This is a genomic window from Phyllobacterium brassicacearum (assembly GCF_003010955.1).
In the GTDB taxonomy this organism is placed as follows: domain Bacteria; phylum Pseudomonadota; class Alphaproteobacteria; order Rhizobiales; family Rhizobiaceae; genus Phyllobacterium; species Phyllobacterium brassicacearum.
Map to the genome: position 1 here is coordinate 158,138 of NZ_PGGO01000006.1, position 19,224 is coordinate 177,361.

Below are 19,224 nucleotides of genomic sequence, written 5' to 3' on the forward strand. Positions count from 1 at the left end.
AATCGGTCGATCTCCTGGGGTCATATCGAGCAAGGACCGGCTCTCTTTCAAGGCGGAATTACCTATTGAAACGACACCAATCTTTCTTGTTCCCAAGGATGGAAATTCCTTTTCCGTACCGTTCTGACAGCCCCTCCGCTTTCCCTAAAAGCAAGAGCCATTCGCTGCTTACGCGTTGGCGCAACATCAATGTAAGGAAGCGTCACGATCCGGTGAAGATATATCCGCTGCGAACAGGCGATATCCGTCCGCTGGGCCCGGAAGACATACCGCTCATTTTTCTGACGCATAACAGCATTCAGTTTCTGCCGTCATTTCTTGCACACTACCGCAATCTGGGTGTTACGCGGTTCCTATGTGTGGATGACCAGTCGACAGATGGCACGCGAGAAAACCTGCTCAAGGAGAAAGATGTCGACGTTTTTGGTTCGGATGTAAGGTACCGCCAGGCAAATGGAGGAAATCTCTGGCGCGAGGCATTGGTCCGCATTTTTGGAACCAAACGCTGGTACATGAACGTCGATTGCGATGAGTATCTTGTCTATGACGGGTGTGAGACGAGAAAACTACCTGAGTTGATCGCCGCGTTGGAAGCCAAGGGCGTGCTGCACTGTCCGGCACCAATGATCGATTGTTATCCATCGAATTCAATCAAATCGGCGGTTTTCGATGGCTCCACGGATATCATGCCCTGGCAAATCGCCAATTCGTTTGACCGGCAAGGATACCGTCTGTTCCGGACCAGTTCGGCCATGACTATGATGGGAGGGCCTAGAGACAGGTTGCTGGATGACCCTGAGCACTACGATGAATTGATGAAATACCCGCTTCTCTTCGTTGAGCATGAGATAGCGTTCACGATCAGCATCCACAAGCCATGGCCGTTCGATCGAAACTTTTCGCCAATCTACGGGTCACTCCTGCACTTCAAGTTTTTCAGTGAAACGGAGGAATTCGTCAAGAAGGCGATAGCGGGCGGTCAATACTTTAAAGGTTCTCGCGCCTACAAGACCATGCTGGAGGCTATTACGGCCGGTAAGCTCGACAACCTCAACTCGAATGTGTCGGTTCAATACCAAGGTTCAAAGCAGTTGCTGGACCTCGGTTTCTTTAAAAGCGCATTCTGAGATTACGCCTCAGCAGATCGCGCCCGCTTCTTCTTGACTTCGGCAATACGCGGCTTGGTCTCCAGACCGCTCTTGTAAAGATTGTTCCGATCGAGATTCTTCACGTCTCTTTCGCCGCATAGAGCCATGGTGGTGTCCAGTTCCTTGCGGATAATCTCCAGCGCTTCGGTTACACCCTGCTTACCGCCTGCACCCAGACCGTAAAGAAATGCACGACCGATGAAGGTGCCCTTGGCGCCGATAGCGAGCGCTTTCAGCACGTCTTGTCCCGAGCGTATACCACCATCGAAAAGGACTTCGATCTTGTCGCCAACCGCATCGACAATGTCGGCCAGGACGGAAATCGACGACGGGGCGCCGTCGAGCTGGCGGCCACCGTGATTGGATACGATGATTGCATCAGCACCTGTAGTGACAGCCAATTTTGCGTCTTCGACGTCGAGAATGCCCTTGATGATCAGCTTGCCGCCCCAGCGTTCCTTGATCCAGGCAACGTCGTTCCAGGAAAGGCGCGGGTCGAACTGCTCGGCCGTCCAGGTCGACAATGACGACAGATCCGCGACGCCTTTGGCGTGGCCGACAATATTGCGGAATGTGCGGCGCTCGGTCTTGAGCATGCCCATGCACCATCGGGGACGTGTGGCCATCTGCCAGATGTGTTTCGGCGTGAACTTCGGTGGAGCTGAAAGACCGTTGCGGATGTCCTTGTGGCGCTGGCCAAGAATTTGCAGATCGAGCGTCAGCACCAGAGCAGAACATTTGGCTGCCTTGGCGCGGTCAATCAGGTTGTAGATGAAATCACGATCCCGCATCACGTAGAGCTGGAACCAGAATGGCTTGGTCGTGGCAGACGCAACGTCCTCGATGGAACAAATGCTCATGGTTGAAAGTGTAAATGGAACGCCGAACTCTTCGGCTGCCTGGGCCGCCAGCATCTCACCATCCGCATGCTGCATGCCGGTCAGACCGGTCGGAGCAAGGGCGACGGGCATGGAAACCGTTTGACCGATCATAGTGCTTTCGAGCGTCCGGTCGGTCATGTCGACAGCGACGCGCTGGCGCAACTGAATCTTGCGGAAGTCCTCCTCATTGGCCCGGTAGGTGCTTTCTGTCCAAGCACCTGAATCCGCATAGTCGAAGAACATTTTTGGTACGCGGCGCTGCGCAATTCTTTTCAGGTCAGCGATCTCAACTGTCTTTGGCATTTTTCCGTCCCGAAGCCTTCTGGTCTGTTGTTCTCATACTAATGGATGCCGCAATGCAAGTGCCAGCGGGAAATTCCTGCTATCCAGTCCAATTAATCATATGCGGGGACACACTTCATGGGTAAATTCAACAAACAAGGATTTGTGTTCATCGCAGAAGTTTCGCTATGGTCGGCGCTACGCTGAATTGTGCTGCAAAGGAATGTGATTCGATGGCAAAACATCCGGTTCTCGTGCTCGGCCCGCTTATGCCCTATCTGCTCGAAGAGCTGGAAAGGCGCTATGCGGTCGAGAGACTGTACGAGGAGAAGGATGCCCTTGGCTTTTTGCAGCAGAATGCAGCACGTTTTCGCGCAGCGGTGACCAGTACGTTTACGGGACTGAAGGCTGACATGATCGACCTGCTGCCCGCCGTTGAAATTGTCTCTTCCTTTGGTGTTGGTACGGACTCGCTGGATGTAGCCTATGCAAACAAGAAGGGAATCAAGGTCGCCAACACGCCAGATGTACTGAATGAGGACACGGCAAACATGGCAATTGCGCTGTTGCTCGCCACGACCCGCGATATCGTTGCCAATGACCGTTTCGTGCGGGAAGGGCGGTGGGCGAGGGGCGAAACTCCACCGCTAGCGCAAGGGATAGAAGGCAAGAAGGTCGGATTGGTCGGTCTCGGCCGCATTGGCAGTGTTATTGCCGAGAAGCTATTGGCTTTCGGCTGTGATGTCACCTACCACACCCGCAACAAGAAGCCCGACGTGTCATATAATCATTGTGCTGATCTGGTCGCGATGGCCCGTGATTGTGCAGTGCTGATCGCGATTTTGCCGGGCGGCGACGCGACACAGGGAATAATTTCTCGAGAGGTCCTGCAGGCACTTGGGTCCAAGGGGACCTTCATCAATATCGCCCGTGGAAGCGTGGTGGATGAGGTGGCGCTGGTGGAATTGCTACAATCGGGCGGACTTGGCCGCGCGGGTCTCGACGTGTTCGCCGATGAACCGAGGGCGCCTGAAGCGCTGTTCGCCCTCGATAATGTTGTCCTTCAACCGCACATGGGCAGCGCTACGGTAGAAACCCGGGAGGCCATGGCCGACCGGGTCGTTTCCAACCTCGAGAACTATTTCGGGGCCAAATAAGGCCGAACGCCCTAGCCGAAAACCACCGTCTTGTGGCCGTTGAGCATGACGCGGGATTCGAGGTGTTTCTTCACCGCCCGTGCCAGCACCCGGCTTTCGATGTCGCGGCCTGTGGCGACGAAATCCTCGGCGCTCATGGCATGGCTGACCCGCTCGGTCTCCTGCTCGATGATCGGACCCTCGTCGAGATCCGGGGTGACATAGTGCGCCGTGGCACCGATCAGCTTCACCCCGCGCTCATGCGCCTGGTGATAGGGCTTCGCCCCCTTGAAGCTCGGCAGGAAGGAGTGGTGGATGTTGATCACCTTGCCGTAAAGCCGCTTGGAGAGATTGTCGGACAGCACCTGCATGTAGCGAGCAAGGATGACGAGATCGGCGCCACTGTCCTTGACGATCTTCAAGAGCGTCTCTTCCTGCTCCTTCTTGTTGTCCTTATTCACCTGCAAGACGTGATAGGGGATGCCCTCATGCTCGGCAAAGCGGCGGCTGTCCTCATGGTTGGAGACGATCGCCGCCACCTCGGCATCGAGCCAGCCGACCTTGATCTGGTAGAACAGGTGCAGCAGTGCATGGTCGAACTTCGACACCATGATGATGATCTTCGGCTTCTTGGCCTGATCGACCAGGGTCGTCTTCATGTCGAAGCGGTCAATGGCCGGCTTGAGCGCCCGTTCCACGTCGTCCTTGGTCGTGCCTTCGGCAGCGGTAAAGGCAATGCGCATGAAGAAGCGGTTGGTCTGCCGGTCCCAGAACTGGTTGCTCTCGGCAATATTGGCATCCATACCAGCAAGTTCCGTCGTCACCGAAGCGACGATGCCGGGACGATCTTCACAGGAGAGAGTAAGCACGTAATTCTTGTCTGGCATGGGAACTCCGGATGCAGCCGATCTGATCTTTGAGAGATCATAGTGAGCGGTTTTGAACGGCGTCGACACAAAAGCGAAGCGCTCAGTCCTTTTTCCGGCATCTGGCGGACGGCTCAAATGATCTTTCTTCAATAGATCATGAGCTTTGCCTCAGGTCTTCGGCTTGGTCCCGTACCAGCGCGGCGTATAGACCCATTTGCCGCCCTCGGTGCGGTCGAAGCTACGGGTGAGGGAAGAGCCGACGATGATCACCGTCCGCATGTCCACCTGCTGCGGTGTCAGTTCCGCAAGTGTAATGACTCGCAAAGTTTCTCCTGGCCGGCCTATATCGCGGCCAAGGACGATTGGCGTGTCGGGACTACGGTAATGGCGCAGGATCTCGATGGCGCGCGGCAACTGCCATGGCCGGGGCTTCGATATCGGATTGTAGAAAGCCATGGCGAGATCGGCTTCGGCCGCCAGCGCAATGCGCTTTTCGATGATGTCCCACGGCTTGAGATTGTCGGACAGGGATAGAATGCAGAAATCATGGCCAAGTGGCGCGCCGCTGCGGCTCGCCGCCGCGAGGGCTGCCGAAACACCGGGAATGATCTCAAGCTCGACTGCGTGCCAGGCGGGATTTTCAGATTCGTGCAGCGCTTCGACTACAGCGGCCGCCATGGCGAACACACCAGGATCACCAGAGGAAATCATCACCACAAACCTACCTGCTGCAGCAAGTTCGAACGCATGGCGTGCCCGCTGCATCTCCTCGCGATTGTCGGTCATGTGAACAGTCTGGTCGGGGCGGAATGGGCCGGCCATCCGTACATATGTTTCGTAGCCGAGCACGACTTCGGCGCGCTGCAATTCCTGTTTGACGGCAGGAACCATGAGACTGGGATCACCCGGGCCTAAACCAACGACTGCAAGCCTTCCGTTTTTGCGGCCGGCATCGCTGGGGTCTGCGAACGCTTCCGGCTGGAAAATCAGCTCACCCTTTAGTGGCGTCACCTTTTCCGTAGTCACACGGATAAGGAGTTCGCCATGATCATCCAAAGGCAGGCGCGCGTCCCGGAGCCAAGGCGCATCCCCCTCGATCCTGACTGTCTTGCCTGCAAGCATATCTGCGATGAAGGTCTTGGCGTCCCCAGGATTCTGCAATTGGAAACCAGAAGGCGGGTTCAAGAGACAGGTGCCAAACCGGAGTTCACCCGAGGTCGTGATAGCAGGAGCTACCTCGAGGGTTCGCCCAATTTCCCGGGCGAGCACGTTGACGCCTGTTGTTCCGCCTAATAGCGGCACGACGGCACTGCCGTCATCGGCAACAGCGAGCACGGGCGGTTCTGCCCCCTGGTTTCCTAACACTGAAGCCAATGACCGGATGGTAATACCAGCAGAACACAGGGCGATGATTGGATGGCCCGTCTGATACTGCTGGCGGATGGTCTCGCCAAAATTGCCGAAGTGGACGTCGGCTCCGACGACGCGCCCCTCAAGCCCGTGGATGCTCGCCTCGGGCAGATCCGCCTTGATACGCAGCGCCGTTTCCATGCCGAGTGCTGATAGGACAAGGATGACTGGTCCAGCGGTCATTCGCCACCACCTTGCCATCTATCGCCAGGCACCAGAATGAGCGAAAAATAAGGAGAGGATTCGGGGTCGACATCCGCCAGGGGCACTATGCGTTGAGCATCCATGGTTGCGCGCTCGACGTAAAGTGCGCGGTCCATCAATCCAAGTTCTCCAATCACGCTGCGCACCTTTGCAAGGTTCTTGCCGAGTTTCATGATGGCAGCAGCCTCGGTCGCGGCGAGTTTGGTTCTCAAGTCTTCGGCGGGCAATACCCCCGACAGGACCGTCAGTGTCTGGTTACGGTAAACGAGCGGGGCGCCTAGGACAGCTGCGCCGCCCAGAATTGAGCAGACGCCTGGCACGACTTCGGTCTCATAGTCCTCGGCCAACCGGTCATGGATGTACATGAACGAGCCGTAGAAAAATGGATCACCTTCGGCGATGACTGCCACATCGTTACCAGCATCCAGATACTCGCGCAGAAGACCGGTGATCTCGCCATAGAAATCACTGACGATGGATTCGTAGTTCATGTGAGCGGGCAATATTTCCGTCGTCACCGGGTAGATGAGCGGCACGAGCAGCTGCTTTTCGTCGAGATAGCGTTCAACGATCGTCAGGGCGTTGCCCTTCTTGCCCTTCGCTGCATGGTAGGCAACCACCGGCGCTGCCTGTAGCAGGCGCAAGGCTTTCAAGGTAATGAGTTCAGGATCGCCGGGGCCAACGCCCAGCCCGAAGAGCCGGCCCTTCTGCGGCATTATTCCTTCTCCGAAGCAAGCGCGTTGATCGCTGCGGCCGCCATGGCGCTACCACCGCGTCGCCCATGGACAACAACATAGGGAACACCGCGGCTATTCTCGGCAAGTGCAACCTTGGACTCCATCGCGCCGACAAAACCGACGGGAAAGCCAAGAATAAGTGCGGGCTTCGGAGCGCCGTCATCGATCATTTCCAGGAGGCGGAACAGAGCGGTTGGCGCATTTCCGAACGCGACAACGGCTCCCCCCAGATGCGGGCGCCACAATTCCAGCGCTGCGGCCGAACGTGTATTGCCCATATCGCTCGCCAGAGTCGTAACCGAGGGATCGCTTAATGTGCAGATCACTTCGTTGTTGACGGGCAAGCGTGAACGGGTGACGCCTTCCGCTACCATGCGCGCATCACAAAGGATCGGTGCGCCAATGAGCAGCGCATTGCGACCCGCCGTTGCGGCTCCGTCGGAAAATGCCAGGTCCTGAATCACATCGACCATGCCGCACGCATGGGCAACGCGAACAGCGAGTTTCTCAAGATCGGCCGGGATGCGGCTAAGATCGGCCTCGGAACGAATGATGGCGAAGGAACGATCGTAGATCGCCTGACCGTCGCGAATATAGTCAAGCATGCAGTGGCCCCCCAGAGCCGGAATTTCGGCCGATCAGTTCGGCGGCTTCCTCGATAGTAACATTCGCAGCCAATAGCTTGCCAAAACGCGACGGTCCATTGGTCGCGCGAAGAAAGATGTCATAATGTCCAGTTGACGTTGCGACCAGTGTGACCGGTCTCGCCGATGGCGAGGCGCATGATTTGCTGCAGCCGCTCATATGAATAGGCGGAATGTCCGCTTCCCCGTCCAACAATGCCGCAAGTTTCAATCCGTCGGCCTGCGTTGCTGCGAGGGCCGACCCGCATCCCGCTGACCCGGAGCAACTTATCATGGTTGCGAGGGGCTGCTCTGGATCGGCGCCGAGCCCAAGCGAAACGAGATCGGTGAGGGCGGCTGTCGCGTCGTCGCGAGAGACTTCCGGCAACAGGACGCTCTGCCAGGGTGTCATGCGCAATATGCCGTTGCTGTATCTGTCGGCGAGGCCGGCGAGCGATCGCAGGAGGTCCGGATTCAGCCGACCGAGTTTGGGCATGGCTCCTACTAGCCGGGTCGCGCCATCGCATTCGTTCCAGATACCAAGATGACCGTTAGGCTTCGGCAATGCTCTTCGCCAACCGGCAAGTTCTTCGCTCCGGACCGGGAAACCGGCACATGTTTCGATGCGCTCGGCAAGGCCCTCGGTTCTGGCGCCTGTGATCATGTGGCGCATGCGCGAAGCCGCCGGGTGGCGTTTGTTCCAATCGACGAACGCATCGAGAGTGATGGTCATGAGATCAAATGCTTGGCTGCCAGCGACAACTCCGAGAGCAGGCTGGTCTTCTGCCTGCGTCGGCGGTGCGCCGGCAGCACCAAAGGCATAAGCGGATGATGGGTTGTCCGGATCGATCGGGCACAACCAGAGATCATGCGGGTGATCAACCATGGCGAGGTCTTCGCCACCATCGATGAGCAGAGAGAATTTTGGCGACAGCCCTTCATAGCGTGGATTGGTTTGCAGTTCGGTCAAGAGGCGCGTCGCCAGTGGCCTTACGTCGATCTTGCCTTTGCTATGACCGGCGATCGGGCTGATCATGACGTTGCGGACATCATCGCCCTTGTCAGTCAGTGGACCAAGGCCTGCAGCCAACAGCTGTGCGATCAGCGCGTTCTCTGTCTCCGGACGGACCCCCCGGATCTGTAGATTGGCGCGATTGGTAATTTCAATGACGCCGTTTCCAAAACGTTGCGCCGCGTCCGCCACGCTCCGCGCTTGACCGGCGCTAAGGTTGCCGAACGTCAGCTTGACCCGGCAGATCGAACCGTCGAGCGCTTTCGCCATCCGGAATAGTCCCGGACAGGCGGAACGCCGGTCTTCGACGGAATAAGGCAGGGCATGTCTGGATAGCTGGTCCATGGTGTTCATGGTTTTACAGGATCGCTTGGGGCATGCCAATCGTTCTCGTTGAGCACTTCGTTGACCCATAGGATGCTTTCGGGCATGCATAGCGACTATTTTCACGCAGTTCCGGACGGAAAACCGCTTCACACTTTTCCTGGAATTGCTTTAAATCAATGGAACGCATTATGACGCAGTGGCTGACGGTTATCGGGATTGGTGAAGATGGGTATGACGGTCTTGGCCAGAATGCCCGGCAAGTCCTGGCCGGTGCAAGGACGGTGTTTGGCGGCAAGCGTCATCTTGAACTCCTGCCGGCTGAGGTGGTCGCCAGGCGTGTGACCTGGCCGACACCATTTTCCGATGCCTACGCCATGCTGCTTGCCCTGCGGGGGGAGCCTGTTGCGGTACTGGCCAGCGGCGACCCGATGCATTTCGGCATGGGCGCAGCGCTAACGCGGTATGTCGAAGCTGAGGAAATGCGGATCCTTCCGGCACCCTCTGCATTCTCGCTCGCAGCTGCAGCGATGGGGTGGCCGATACAGGATATCCAACTGCTCAGTGTGCATGGCAGGCCTGTAGAAACACTGTTCAAGGCGTTTGTACCGGGCGCTAGATTGCTCATTCTCAGCAACGATGGAGGTACACCGGAACAGGTGGCCCGAATGCTGAGCCAAAGTGGATTTCAATCCGCGCGTCTCACCGTGCTTGAACACATGGGCAGCGATGCGGAGCGGCACATCGAGGGCATGGCCAGCGCATGGGGACATCCTCGCTGCGCAGACCTTAACGTTCTGGCGGTGGATTGCGGATTTACTGCCTCGTCGGCTCGGGCCTATTCGACATTGGCCGGACTGCCAGACGACGCCTTTGAACATGACGGACAATTGACCAAGCGGGATATTCGCGCAGTCACGTTGGCGCATCTTGCACCGCTTCCGGGCCAATTGCTTTGGGATGTTGGCGCTGGTTGCGGTTCAATCGGCATCGAGTGGATGCGCGCCCATCCCGCCTGCCGGACGCTGGCCATCGAAGCAGATAGCAAGCGTCAGGAACTGATCCTTCGCAACAGTCACGCGCTCGGCGTACCCGATCTGAAACTGGTCCGGGGGAAAGCACCGGCTGCGCTCGCGGGTCTCATGGCTCCCGACGCAATTTTCATCGGTGGCGGTGTCACGGATGATGGCGTGATGCAAACATGCTGGGAATGTTTGAAACCGGGCGGGCGGCTGGTAGCCAATGCCGTAACGATCCAGAGTGAAATGACGCTGATCCGTTGGCGCGATACCTATGGCGGCGATCTGACAAAACTCGGTGTTTCGCATGCTCAGCCGCTTGGAAGCTTTGATACGTGGCGCGCCGTCTTACCGGTGACGGTCTATTCAGTGAACAAGCCAGATTGATCGAATCGATTGAATCCAACGACACGACAGGATGAAGACAGGTTTGTGGCGTCTAAGGGTGGTGGGAGATTGCAATCTGATGTGAATTCATGTTCAAACGGCGCATAAGCACCGCCTTCCGGTGGATATCGCTGTGCTGAATTCCCATCTTTGAAAGCAATCAGGGAGTCTCAAGCAGGATCTATATATGGCAACCTATAAATATTTCACATGGCCGATTGTTTTTACATTTGTAGGACTGGTGCTCGGCACATGGATAGGCTTCGTCTATTCCGGAACAGTGCAGGGCGCGCTTTCGGTTCTATTTATATGTGCTGTCCTTGGTATTCTTGAAATTTCGCTGTCTTTCGACAACGCGATCGTCAATGCCAAGATACTGCGTGACATGACGCCTGTCTGGCAGCATCGCTTCCTGACGTGGGGCATCATCATTGCGGTGTTCGGAATGAGAATCATATTTCCGCTGGCGATCGTGGCGATCGCCGCGTGGATCGATCCCATCTCCGCATTGAAGCTCGCGGTCTCCAACCCGGAAGAATATGCGCGGATCATGCAGGAGGCACATGTCGGCATTGCTGCTTTTGGCGGCACGTTTTTGTTGATGGTCGGACTTAAGTTCTTTTTCGACCATGAGAAAGACGTGCACTGGATTCGAGTGGTCGAGGCCCATGCGTCGCGTTTTGCATCGGTGCAAGGCATCGAGGTTGCCGTAGCTCTCATCCTCATCATTTTCTTTTCGCAGCAGCTGGAAGGAGAGGAGTCCATTACTTTCCTGACGTCCGCAATTTACGGGCTGCTGACCTTCCTTGTCGTCGAAGGATTGGGTGCCATACTCGATGCGACGCAGGAACAGATGGACAGCATTCACAAGGGCGGCCTTGGCGCTTTCCTCTATCTGGAAATGCTCGATGCCAGCTTCTCATTTGACGGCGTCATCGGCGCCTTCGCACTGTCGACCAATCTGTTTGTGATCGCGATAGGTCTTGGTATTGGCGCGTTTTACGTGCGAGCGCTCACCATCATGATGGTGGACAAGGAAACGCTTGGTCAGTACCGGTACCTCGAGCATGGGGCCTTCTACGCCATCCTGGTTCTGGCTGTAATCATGTATTGCCAAACGTTGTTCCACATCCCGGAAGTAATTACGGGCCTCATTGGTGCTGCCCTGATCTTCTTTTCGCTTTGGTCGTCGATCGTCTATCGCCGGCGAAATGGAGAGGCACAGGAAGCCTGATGGTCCGCTAACAAGAAGGCTCGGCCTGGAGGAACCAATGGCTCCTCAGCAACCGGGCCCTTCTTGCCGAAACGGAGAATTGTCTTATGGAACTTGATCCCGAGAATGCAATTTCCGCTATCCAAACGGGCATTCAGCAGGCAAGCACCCTGATTGTAACCTATTCGTTTTCGGTTCTTGGAGCGATTCTCCTGCTAGTCATCGGGTTTGTCGTTGCTGGCCTCGTGGAGCGCTGGGTCTATGCTGGACTTGGACAGGTAAGCGGCTTTGACCTGACGCTGAGACGCTTCTTTTCGAAGATTGCGCGCTATATCGTGCTCGGTCTCATCGTGGTCATGGTGCTCGGCCAGTTTGGTATCCAGACGGCCTCGGTCATAGCCGCGATCGGTGCCGTCGGTCTTGCTATCGGTCTGGCTCTCCAGGGCACGCTGCAGAATATTGCAGCGGGGATCATGCTTCTCGCCCTGCGCCCGCTGCGTATTGGCGAGTATGTCGAAGTGGGCAGTGTTGCAGGGACAGTCGAGGAAATCGGGCTCTTTGCAACAAGGCTGCGCGCAGCTGACGGTGTTTACGTTTTGGCTCCTAATTCGACACTTTGGACGCAGCCGGTCAAAAACTTCACGCGGAACGGCGCGCGACGCAACGACATCACCATCACCGTATCCAATGTGGATGACGTCGAAAGTATTCAGAAGTCGCTGCTTGAGCTGGCCGAACGCGATGCACGTGTAAAAACGGATCCGCCGCCTTCAGCATTCATTGCCGAACTGGGTGATACTACCGCAGCGATCACCCTGCGTTACTGGACATCCGTTGGCGATTTCCTCGCGACCAAAGCAGAATTGAACAGGGGCGCAAGGAACGCGCTGAACGCCAACGTCTAGATTCATTTGGAAAGAATTGGTGATCCCGACTGGATTCGAACCAGTGGCCTACAGATTAGGAATCTGTCGCTCTATCCTACTGAGCTACGGGACCATACGACCTGACATACTGGTTTTCGGTGCGGACGCCAAGTCAGAAGATGCACCGAAATTCGAGTATTGTAGTGACAATCACGACGAAGGCCGCAGAGCGTTCTCGGCGATTTGGACCCAATAACTGATACCATAAACGATGGCGTCATCGTTGAAATCATAGGCCGGATTGTGCAGCGATGCACTGTCGCCATTGCCGATAAAGATGAACGCGCCGGGCCGCGCTTCGAGCATGTAGGAAAAATCCTCACCCGCCATCATCGGAGCAACATCCGTATTGACCGCACCACCGCCGGCAACGTTGCGGGCTGTCTGCGCGGCAAATTCGGTTTCGCGTTCGTGATTGAACGTCACCGGATAGTTGCGGGCATAATGTACGTTGGCGCTGGCGCCGAGCGCGTTGGCAACGCCTTCGGCAACTTCGGTCAATCGCCTTTCGGCAAAATCACGCATTTCCGGACGTAACGTGCGGACCGTGCCTGCCAGTTCGGCTCTTTGCGGGATGATGTTATGGGCATCACCCGCGTGAAACTGGGTTACCGACAGAACGACGGAATCCAATGGATCGGTGCCACGTGAGACAATGGTCTGCAAGGCATTGACCAGCTGCGAGCCGATGACCACTGGGTCGATCGTGCGGTGCGGTTGTGCCGCGTGACCGCCACGACCCTCGATTGTAATTGTGAATTCGTCCGTCGCCGCCATGATCGGACCCTTGCGAATGGCGAACTCGCCAACAGGCAGGCCGGGAACATTATGCATGCCATAGACTTCCGAGATGGAAAACCGCTCCATCATGCCGTCCTTGACCATTTCGCGGCCACCACCACCACCTTCTTCCGCGGGCTGGAAGATCACTGCTATGGAACCCTTGAAGTTGCGCGTCTCTGCCAGATATTGCGCCGCCCCCAAAAGCATTGCGGTGTGTCCGTCATGGCCGCAAGCGTGCATCTTGCCTGCGGCGTGCGATGCCCATGGCTTACCCGTGATCTCGGTCAGTGGCAGTGCATCCATATCAGAGCGCAGCCCCACCGTCGGGCCTTCGCCGTGACGTCCCCGTATAACGCCGACGACGCCTGTACGTCCGATCCCCGTCTCCACGATGTCACAACCGAACTGATGCAGCTTATCCGTGACGAACCGGGCTGTCTCGTGCACATCGAACATCAGCTCGGGATTCGCATGCAGATGACGACGCCACTGTGAAACCTCGACCTGCATTTCGACAGCGCGATTGAGCAAGGGCATTAAGTACAACTCCAATTCAAGTCTGACATTTCAGTGAACAGAATAAAGGTGTTTTGCCATTTGACTGCCACATAAGATAGATAAGGCCATTGCCGCCCGACGTGAAGCGCGGCTTAATGCCTTTTTACAAACAGGTCAGATTTCAGGAATGCGGAAAACTGTAGCACTCTTCCTTTCGAGTTGCGTCGTATCAGCGATCGCCGGCATATCGACGGCGCTCGCCGGCGCGAATATCACGGTCGACGCTGGTACCGGCGAAATCGTGTCGCAACAGGATGCATTCCAGCGCTGGTATCCGGCATCACTCACGAAATTGATGACGACGTACGTTGCCTTCAGAATGATTCAATCTGGCCAGGTCACCCTCGACACGCCAATCACAATGACAGCAAATTCGGTCAAAGAGCCGCCCAGCAGATCGGGCTACAAGACCGGCTCGGAGCTCACTCTAGACAATGCGCTCAAGATAATGCTGGTGCGCTCTGCAAATGATGTTGCGATGGCCATCGGCGAGACGCTGGGTGGTTCCGAGGAGAAGTTTTCGGGATTGATGAACGAGGAAGCGCGGCGGCTTGGGATGACGGGTAGCCATTTCGTCAATCCAAACGGCCTTCATTCTGACGATCATTATACAACGGCGCGGGACCTGGCCGTGCTGACATTGCACTTGCGGCACGAGTTTCCCCAATATGCGCGCTATTTCGATATTGAGGCTATCAACTACGGCACCAAGAAATCACAAACCAACTACAACGCATTGATCGGCAGGTTCCAGGGAGCCGACGGGATGAAGACAGGATTTGTCTGTCCCTCTGGATATAATCTCATCGGCTCTGCCACACGCGATGGTCGCACTATCATCACAGTGGTGCTTGGCGAGAGGACCATCAACTCACGCGTGACGAAAGCTGCGGACCTGTTGGGCAAGGCATTCGAGGAGAAAGGCACAGGTCAAACACTCGATACGCTTGCACCATATGGCTCCGCATCGCGCGACGTGGCAGTAAACATGCGCCCGCAAGTGTGCTCGAAAGAGGCGGCGGGAACTGACAACTGGGACGGCAAGGATGCCGAAGGGCACCTTGTTCAGGGGTCAGCCTATCTCACGCGCATGGATCATCAACCCAAGACCGAAGACATTGCGCTGCTGCCTGCAAAGGTTAACTCTGTCGGCATTGAGATGAGCCGAATTCCGGTACCGAAACCCCGGCCCGACCGAGCTTCACTGACGGACGCAAGCAATGCCTTAAAGGCGGTCAACTGATGGTCGCACCTCCCATTCCCGTGTCGGTCCTGACCGGCTTTCTCGGGTCGGGAAAGACGACGCTGCTTAACCGGCTACTGAAAGATCCTGCTCTTGCCGACACGGCCGTCATTATCAACGAGTTTGGTGATGTCGGTATCGATCATTTGCTGGTGGAGAAAGCCAGTGAGGGTATCATCGAGCTCTCCGATGGCTGCCTCTGCTGCACCGTGCGCGGCGAATTGGTCGACACGCTGGCCGATCTGATTGACCGGTTGCAGACCGGCAAACTGCAGGGACTCAAGCGTGTGATCATCGAGACCACTGGTCTCGCCGATCCAGCGCCGGTTCTCCATGCGATCATGGGCCATCCTGTGCTGTTGCAGGCATTCCGCGTTGACGGTGTGATCACGACGGTTGATGCTGTCAATGGAATGGCAACCCTTGATGCACATGAAGAGGCTGTGAAACAAGCGGCCGTGGCCGACCGCATCGTCATCACCAAAACAGATCTGCCCGAATCCGTTTCAAATCTGCATTCTCTGCAAGCCCGTCTCAGAGCGCTCAACCCGGGCGCGGACCTCATCGATGTCAGCGATCAGCTTACGGGTTACGCAGCGCTGTTCGAATGTGGCGTCTATAATCCGGGAACAAAGACGATTGACGTGCAGCGCTGGCTAAAAGCCGAGGCCTATCGCGACCGCGAGCAAGAACGCAATGCAATCGATGGTCATGATCATCACGACCATGACCATGGCGGTCATGACGATCACCACCACCACGACGTCAACCGGCACGACGCGTCGATACGCTCGTTCTCGTTGAAGCATGATGCGCCTGTGCCCTTGTCCACGTTTGACATGTTCCTCGACCTGCTGCGCTCGGCGCATGGCGAGAAATTGTTGCGAGTCAAAGGTATCGTTCAGCTGGCGGATGATCCTGAGCGGCCGCTTGTCATTCATGGCGTCCAGCATATATTCCATCCACCGGCAAGGCTTGCTGCCTGGCCGGACGGCGTGCGCGAGACGCGCCTGGTCATGATCGTCAAGGATTTGCCGGAGAGCTATGTCACTCAGCTCTTCAATGCATTTTTGGGTCAGCCGCAAATCGATACGCCGGATCGTACGGCGCTTTTTGACAATCCACTGGCAATTTCAGGCGTGAAACTGGGCTAGCCGCGTTCGATATGAAAGCGATGACCTCCGGTGATGCTGACCGTTTCGATCAGCCGGTGGCCATCAGTCAGGCAAAAATTTGGCACGTCGATGACCGCGAGTGGATCGCTGGTTTCGACCCATATCCGGGTACCCGGCGCCAAGTCCTGCAGCTTCTTGCGCGTCTTGAGCACTGGCAACGGACAATTCAAGCCGCGAAGGTCGTACACCTCGTAGTTCATAAAGAACCTTCCGCGCTTTAATTGCCGATGATTTTCCACCAGGCCTTTTTTGCTGGTGCTGGCTGCGCAGCAGCTGGCGCATCCGGTGTCAGCGCGGCGGTGGTCTGGGGCGCTGGCGTAGACTGCTGAGCGGCCGGTGCTGCGGCTGGGGCCTGCGCTGCCGGCATCGTCGTCATCGGTGCAGTTACAGGTTTGGTCATGCGCGTTCTCTTAGAGGCATCCCGTTCCTCCTTCGCCTTGTCTGCGGCAACGGCAGACGCAAGGCGAACCATGACCTGAGGCTTCGATGCATTGTCCTTGTCCTGTGGCGACAGGGAGGGCGGCTCCTGCGTTACGCGCTCGCCTCGGGCGCGGCGCGCACTCCAGTCTGCAATGATCTTCGCCTCGGTAATTCCCTGGATGGAGCGGCTCGGCGGCTGGATCCTGCCTTTGCCCACCATTGACGAAAATGCCGTCTCATAACTCGACTGGTAAGACTGATAGGCCATCTTCAGCGATTCAGGCTGATCCGACGGCGGACAAGCGCTTGTTGCAGCAATCGGCGCGTTGGGATCGGAAGTGTGGTTGAAGACGTACTTCTTCTCACAGACGTCTACTTTCGGCGGCACCTTGGTGATCTCGAAATGGTCATAGCCTTCTTTCAGGTTTTTCCAGAAAGCATAATTCGGATCAGCACGGTAGCGCGCCATATTGGCGGCGGTCATGCGGAACGGAAAGGCTTCAAGCTGAATCGAATCCTGACCGCCTTTGAAGGCATCGCGCGCAAAGGCATAGATCTGCGCGACCTGGGCATCGGTCATGGAGTAGCATCCAGAAGACGAGCAGGCGCCGTGTACCATCAGATTGGCGCCTGTGCGGCCAAGGGCGCGGTCCAGCCCGTTGGGGAAGCCGGTATTGAATGACAGGTAGTAACTTGACTTGGGATTCATCTGTGCGGGGCGGACCGCGTAATAGCCCTCCGGCGCCTGGCGATCACCCTCGATGAACTTTGGGCCCAGCTTGCCGGACCATTTGCAGATCTGATAGCTGGTGACCATGTCATAACGGCCATTTTCTTTGCGCTTCCATACTTCAAGGACATTCTCTTCCTTGAAGATGCGGAACATAACCGGCGAGGTGGTGCTGATGCCCTTTGCCTTCATGCTTCTAACGAGCTTTTCCGGCAGCTGTGCGTTCGCTGCATTGGGGGCAAGATCATCGATCGACGACCCTTGGCATCCCGCCAGGAACAGGGTGAGCATCAACGGTGCAAGAATGTGTGTTGGTATTTTCATGCAGCTATTACCGGTTTGCCAGTCTCATTCGCCAAGGTCCAAATCGCGCGGATTTGGCACCCGCTAGATCATAAATGCATCCGTTATAGTTGATAAACCCTTACCCCACATGCGCAAATTGCTCAACCGCGCATACGTCTCCTGCAACGAAGAGACGGCGGATTTATGGCAGATACCGCTGTTTCAACAAAGGAAAATGCAGGAGTAGCGTTGGCGGCCTCGTTACCGAATGCTCGATACAGGAACTGATATCAGGTACGTGGTTGATCAACTGCCTTTGTGACGTGCCGTTTCCAATGAAAAAGGCGGCGCACTGCGCCGCCTTTTTGAATTACACAACGAACGGGATTCAACCGTTCAGCGCGTCCTTCAGAGCCTTTGCAGGCTGGAAGGCAACCTTCTTGGAGGCTGCGATTTTGATCGTTGCGCCTGTTGCAGGGTTACGACCTTCGCGAGCGGCGCGCGACTGTACCTTGAACTTGCCGAAACCTGGCAGCGATACTTCATCGCCGGCTACGACGGAATCGGTGATACCTTTAAGAACGCTGTCAACAATCGCCTTGGACTGAACTTTTGTAAGACCCTGATCAGCAACGAGCTTCTCGATAAGATCGGACGTATTCATGTTGGCGGTTTCCTCAGTATATTCGTTGATCGGAGGCGTCTGTATGGCACGCGATTCCCGCCCTGTCATCAGGGTTTGCGCCCAAAATGCTGGTTTATACCCAGTGTTTACAGGGTTTTTTGCGAAACCGGCTACGAAAGTGCGAATTACCTTCCGCTGGAGCAGGTAAACGATGAAAGGTGATTCGCCCGGCCGCGAGCGGGAATCAAGCACTCTTGAGGCGAAGAGTATCGGTCAATTGCCAGATGGGCGGGTCGCCGATGTGGCGCGTGAGATGGTCCACAAAGGCGCGAACCTTTGCCGAAACGTGCCTTGTCGGCGGATAGACAGCGTAGATCCTGTAGGGCAGTGGCTTGGCCTCTGGCAGCACCGGAACGAGCGTGCCAGCGCGCAATGCATCGGCCGCGATAAACATCGGAAGCAGAACCAACCCCAGTCCCGCAATCGCCATATCACGCATAGCCTCCCCATTATTGGCGACGATACGCCCACGCATCGTCACGGAGATAGGCTCGGTTGAACCGGCCGGGTTCTCGAACTGCCATAATTGACTGGTGTTGACGTTTGAATAGTCAATACAGGCAAAAGAACTCAATTCATCAACGGTCTTCGGCAGGCCGTTTGCCGAGGCGAAATCCGGACTACAGCAAATGACCCGAGCGTCGGTGCAAAGCTTCCGCGCAATCAGACTTGAATCTTTCAGAATACCGATGCGGATGCCGACGTCGTAACCGCCGCGCACGAGGTCGATCATGCGGTCCTCGAACTCCACAGCGACCTCGAGGTCAGGGTATTGCCGGGCGAAATCAGCGATCATCCGGCCTAGATAGAGGGTTCCGAATGTCATTGGCGCGGCTATGCGCAAGCTGCCACGGATGGCGCTGTTCCTTTGCCCAACCGTATCCGTCGCCTCGATAATCTCACGAACAAGGGGCCTGATCCGTTCGACAAAGTCGAGGGCGTTGTCAGAGGCAAGTAATTTTCGTGGTAACCGCTGAAATAATTCGATGCCGAGTGCTGCTTCCAGATCTGAGATCCGTTTGCTGACGACGGACTTCGACAAATTGAGTCGTGCTGCAGTAGCCGTGATGCTGCGGGTTTCCATCACATCAAGAAACGTGAGAAGATCGTCAAATCGCCATTTCATAGTTTTATTGTAGTGAACGTTAAGGCTGTATGGAAGGCTTGAGTAAGC

At 56.3% G+C, this 19,224-nt stretch carries 18 protein-coding genes and 1 tRNA gene; 7 read left to right on the forward strand and 12 right to left on the reverse strand.

Annotation, left to right across the window (positions count from 1 at the left end; all coding sequences use genetic code 11):
• Positions 1-212: 212 nt before the first annotated feature.
• A complete protein-coding gene (locus tag CU102_RS09995; RefSeq protein WP_166648493.1) occupies positions 213-1,127 on the forward strand; it encodes a glycosyltransferase family 2 protein in 915 nt (304 codons plus the stop codon).
• Between the two features lie 2 nt (positions 1,128-1,129).
• On the opposite strand, the gene CU102_RS10000 is transcribed toward CU102_RS09995, so the two are convergent.
• A complete protein-coding gene (locus CU102_RS10000; protein WP_106710950.1) occupies positions 1,130-2,332 on the reverse strand; it encodes an alpha-hydroxy acid oxidase in 1,203 nt (400 codons plus the stop codon).
• 212 nt (positions 2,333-2,544) lie between these two features.
• Between CU102_RS10000 and CU102_RS10005 the strand changes: the two genes are divergently transcribed.
• Complete coding sequence (locus tag CU102_RS10005) at positions 2,545-3,468, forward strand: 2-hydroxyacid dehydrogenase (RefSeq protein WP_106711064.1); 924 nt, start codon at positions 2,545-2,547, stop codon at positions 3,466-3,468.
• An 11-nt stretch (positions 3,469-3,479) separates the two neighbouring features.
• Here CU102_RS10005 and purU read toward each other — a convergent pair whose 3' ends face one another.
• The 5 genes from purU to cobG all read right to left on the reverse strand — a co-directional run bounded on the left by purU (position 3,480) and on the right by cobG (position 8,737).
• Complete coding sequence (gene purU, locus CU102_RS10010) at positions 3,480-4,334, reverse strand: formyltetrahydrofolate deformylase (RefSeq protein ID WP_106711065.1); 855 nt, start codon at positions 4,332-4,334, stop codon at positions 3,480-3,482.
• 150 nt (positions 4,335-4,484) lie between these two features.
• A complete protein-coding gene (cobJ, locus tag CU102_RS10015) occupies positions 4,485-5,909 on the reverse strand; it encodes a precorrin-3B C(17)-methyltransferase (protein ID WP_106710951.1) in 1,425 nt (474 codons plus the stop codon).
• A complete protein-coding gene (locus CU102_RS10020) occupies positions 5,906-6,646 on the reverse strand; it encodes a precorrin-2 C(20)-methyltransferase (RefSeq protein ID WP_106710952.1) in 741 nt (246 codons plus the stop codon). Before CU102_RS10020 ends, cobJ begins: the two co-directional genes overlap by 4 nt.
• Positions 6,646-7,272, reverse strand: a complete 627-nt coding sequence (locus CU102_RS10025) for a precorrin-8X methylmutase (protein ID WP_106710953.1) — start codon at positions 7,270-7,272, stop codon at positions 6,646-6,648. Before CU102_RS10025 ends, CU102_RS10020 begins: the two co-directional genes overlap by 1 nt.
• Positions 7,265-8,737, reverse strand: coding sequence for a precorrin-3B synthase (gene cobG, locus CU102_RS10030; RefSeq protein WP_106710954.1), 1,473 nt, complete (start codon positions 8,735-8,737; stop codon positions 7,265-7,267). The genes CU102_RS10025 and cobG overlap by 8 nt, the downstream gene beginning before the upstream one ends.
• 80 nt (positions 8,738-8,817) lie before the next feature.
• Here cobG and cbiE point away from each other — a divergent pair, with 80 nt between their 5' ends.
• The 3 genes from cbiE (at position 8,818) to CU102_RS10045 (ending at position 12,150) form a co-directional block, all read left to right on the forward strand.
• Positions 8,818-10,032, forward strand: coding sequence for a precorrin-6y C5,15-methyltransferase (decarboxylating) subunit CbiE (gene cbiE, locus CU102_RS10035; protein WP_106711066.1), 1,215 nt, complete (start codon positions 8,818-8,820; stop codon positions 10,030-10,032).
• 187 nt (positions 10,033-10,219) lie between these two features.
• The gene (locus tag CU102_RS10040; protein WP_106710955.1) at positions 10,220-11,266 is read left to right on the forward strand and encodes a DUF475 domain-containing protein; all 1,047 of its coding nucleotides are present in this window, start codon (positions 10,220-10,222) and stop codon (positions 11,264-11,266) included.
• A gap of 86 nt (positions 11,267-11,352) precedes the next feature.
• A complete protein-coding gene (locus CU102_RS10045; protein WP_106710956.1) occupies positions 11,353-12,150 on the forward strand; it encodes a mechanosensitive ion channel family protein in 798 nt (265 codons plus the stop codon).
• Positions 12,151-12,167: 17 nt separating this feature from the next.
• Here CU102_RS10045 and CU102_RS10050 read toward each other — a convergent pair.
• Positions 12,168-12,244: transfer RNA gene (locus CU102_RS10050), tRNA-Arg, on the reverse strand.
• Positions 12,245-12,321: 77 nt separating this feature from the next.
• Entirely contained in the window at positions 12,322-13,491 is a 1,170-nt protein-coding gene (locus CU102_RS10055; protein ID WP_106710957.1) for a M20 aminoacylase family protein, read from the reverse strand.
• Between the two features lie 148 nt (positions 13,492-13,639).
• On the opposite strand from CU102_RS10055, the gene CU102_RS10060 reads away from it, so the two are divergent.
• Entirely contained in the window at positions 13,640-14,755 is a 1,116-nt protein-coding gene (locus CU102_RS10060; RefSeq protein WP_106710958.1) for a D-alanyl-D-alanine carboxypeptidase family protein, read from the forward strand.
• On the forward strand, positions 14,755-15,909 hold the full coding sequence (locus CU102_RS10065; RefSeq protein ID WP_106710959.1) for a CobW family GTP-binding protein: 1,155 nt from the start codon (positions 14,755-14,757) through the stop codon (positions 15,907-15,909). The genes CU102_RS10060 and CU102_RS10065 overlap by 1 nt, the downstream gene beginning before the upstream one ends.
• On the opposite strand, the gene CU102_RS10070 is transcribed toward CU102_RS10065, so the two are convergent.
• From CU102_RS10070 to CU102_RS10085, 4 genes are all read right to left on the reverse strand, one after another.
• A complete protein-coding gene (locus CU102_RS10070; protein ID WP_106710960.1) occupies positions 15,906-16,130 on the reverse strand; it encodes a sulfurtransferase TusA family protein in 225 nt (74 codons plus the stop codon). The two genes, CU102_RS10065 and CU102_RS10070, sit on opposite strands and share 4 nt — an antisense overlap.
• A 17-nt stretch (positions 16,131-16,147) precedes the next feature.
• Positions 16,148-17,404, reverse strand: coding sequence for a L,D-transpeptidase family protein (locus CU102_RS10075; RefSeq protein ID WP_106710961.1), 1,257 nt, complete (start codon positions 17,402-17,404; stop codon positions 16,148-16,150).
• Positions 17,405-17,753: 349 nt separating this feature from the next.
• Entirely contained in the window at positions 17,754-18,029 is a 276-nt protein-coding gene (locus CU102_RS10080) for an HU family DNA-binding protein (protein ID WP_099997835.1), read from the reverse strand.
• A gap of 205 nt (positions 18,030-18,234) precedes the next feature.
• Complete coding sequence (locus tag CU102_RS10085) at positions 18,235-19,176, reverse strand: LysR family transcriptional regulator (protein WP_106710962.1); 942 nt, start codon at positions 19,174-19,176, stop codon at positions 18,235-18,237.
• Positions 19,177-19,224: the final 48 nt, after the last annotated feature.

Bases quoted from the DNA above. Each gene is read 5' to 3' on its own strand.
- CU102_RS10000 (WP_106710950.1), bottom strand. From the start codon at position 2,332: ATGCCAAAGACAGTTGAGATCGCTGACCTGAAAAGAATTGCGCAGCGC.
- CU102_RS10005 (WP_106711064.1), top strand. From the start codon at position 2,545: ATGGCAAAACATCCGGTTCTCGTGCTCGGCCCGCTTATGCCCTATCTG.
- purU (WP_106711065.1), bottom strand. From the start codon at position 4,334: ATGCCAGACAAGAATTACGTGCTTACTCTCTCCTGTGAAGATCGTCCC.
- cobJ (WP_106710951.1), bottom strand. From the start codon at position 5,909: ATGACCGCTGGACCAGTCATCCTTGTCCTATCAGCACTCGGCATGGAA.
- CU102_RS10020 (WP_106710952.1), bottom strand. From the start codon at position 6,646: ATGCCGCAGAAGGGCCGGCTCTTCGGGCTGGGCGTTGGCCCCGGCGAT.
- CU102_RS10025 (WP_106710953.1), bottom strand. From the start codon at position 7,272: ATGCTTGACTATATTCGCGACGGTCAGGCGATCTACGATCGTTCCTTC.
- cobG (WP_106710954.1), bottom strand. From the start codon at position 8,737: ATGCATGCCCGAAAGCATCCTATGGGTCAACGAAGTGCTCAACGAGAA.
- cbiE (WP_106711066.1), top strand. From the start codon at position 8,818: ATGACGCAGTGGCTGACGGTTATCGGGATTGGTGAAGATGGGTATGAC.
- CU102_RS10040 (WP_106710955.1), top strand. From the start codon at position 10,220: ATGGCAACCTATAAATATTTCACATGGCCGATTGTTTTTACATTTGTA.
- CU102_RS10045 (WP_106710956.1), top strand. From the start codon at position 11,353: ATGGAACTTGATCCCGAGAATGCAATTTCCGCTATCCAAACGGGCATT.
- CU102_RS10055 (WP_106710957.1), bottom strand. From the start codon at position 13,491: ATGCCCTTGCTCAATCGCGCTGTCGAAATGCAGGTCGAGGTTTCACAG.
- CU102_RS10060 (WP_106710958.1), top strand. From the start codon at position 13,640: ATGCGGAAAACTGTAGCACTCTTCCTTTCGAGTTGCGTCGTATCAGCG.
- CU102_RS10065 (WP_106710959.1), top strand. From the start codon at position 14,755: ATGGTCGCACCTCCCATTCCCGTGTCGGTCCTGACCGGCTTTCTCGGG.
- CU102_RS10070 (WP_106710960.1), bottom strand. From the start codon at position 16,130: ATGAACTACGAGGTGTACGACCTTCGCGGCTTGAATTGTCCGTTGCCA.
- CU102_RS10075 (WP_106710961.1), bottom strand. From the start codon at position 17,404: ATGAAAATACCAACACACATTCTTGCACCGTTGATGCTCACCCTGTTC.
- CU102_RS10080 (WP_099997835.1), bottom strand. From the start codon at position 18,029: ATGAATACGTCCGATCTTATCGAGAAGCTCGTTGCTGATCAGGGTCTT.
- CU102_RS10085 (WP_106710962.1), bottom strand. From the start codon at position 19,176: ATGAAATGGCGATTTGACGATCTTCTCACGTTTCTTGATGTGATGGAA.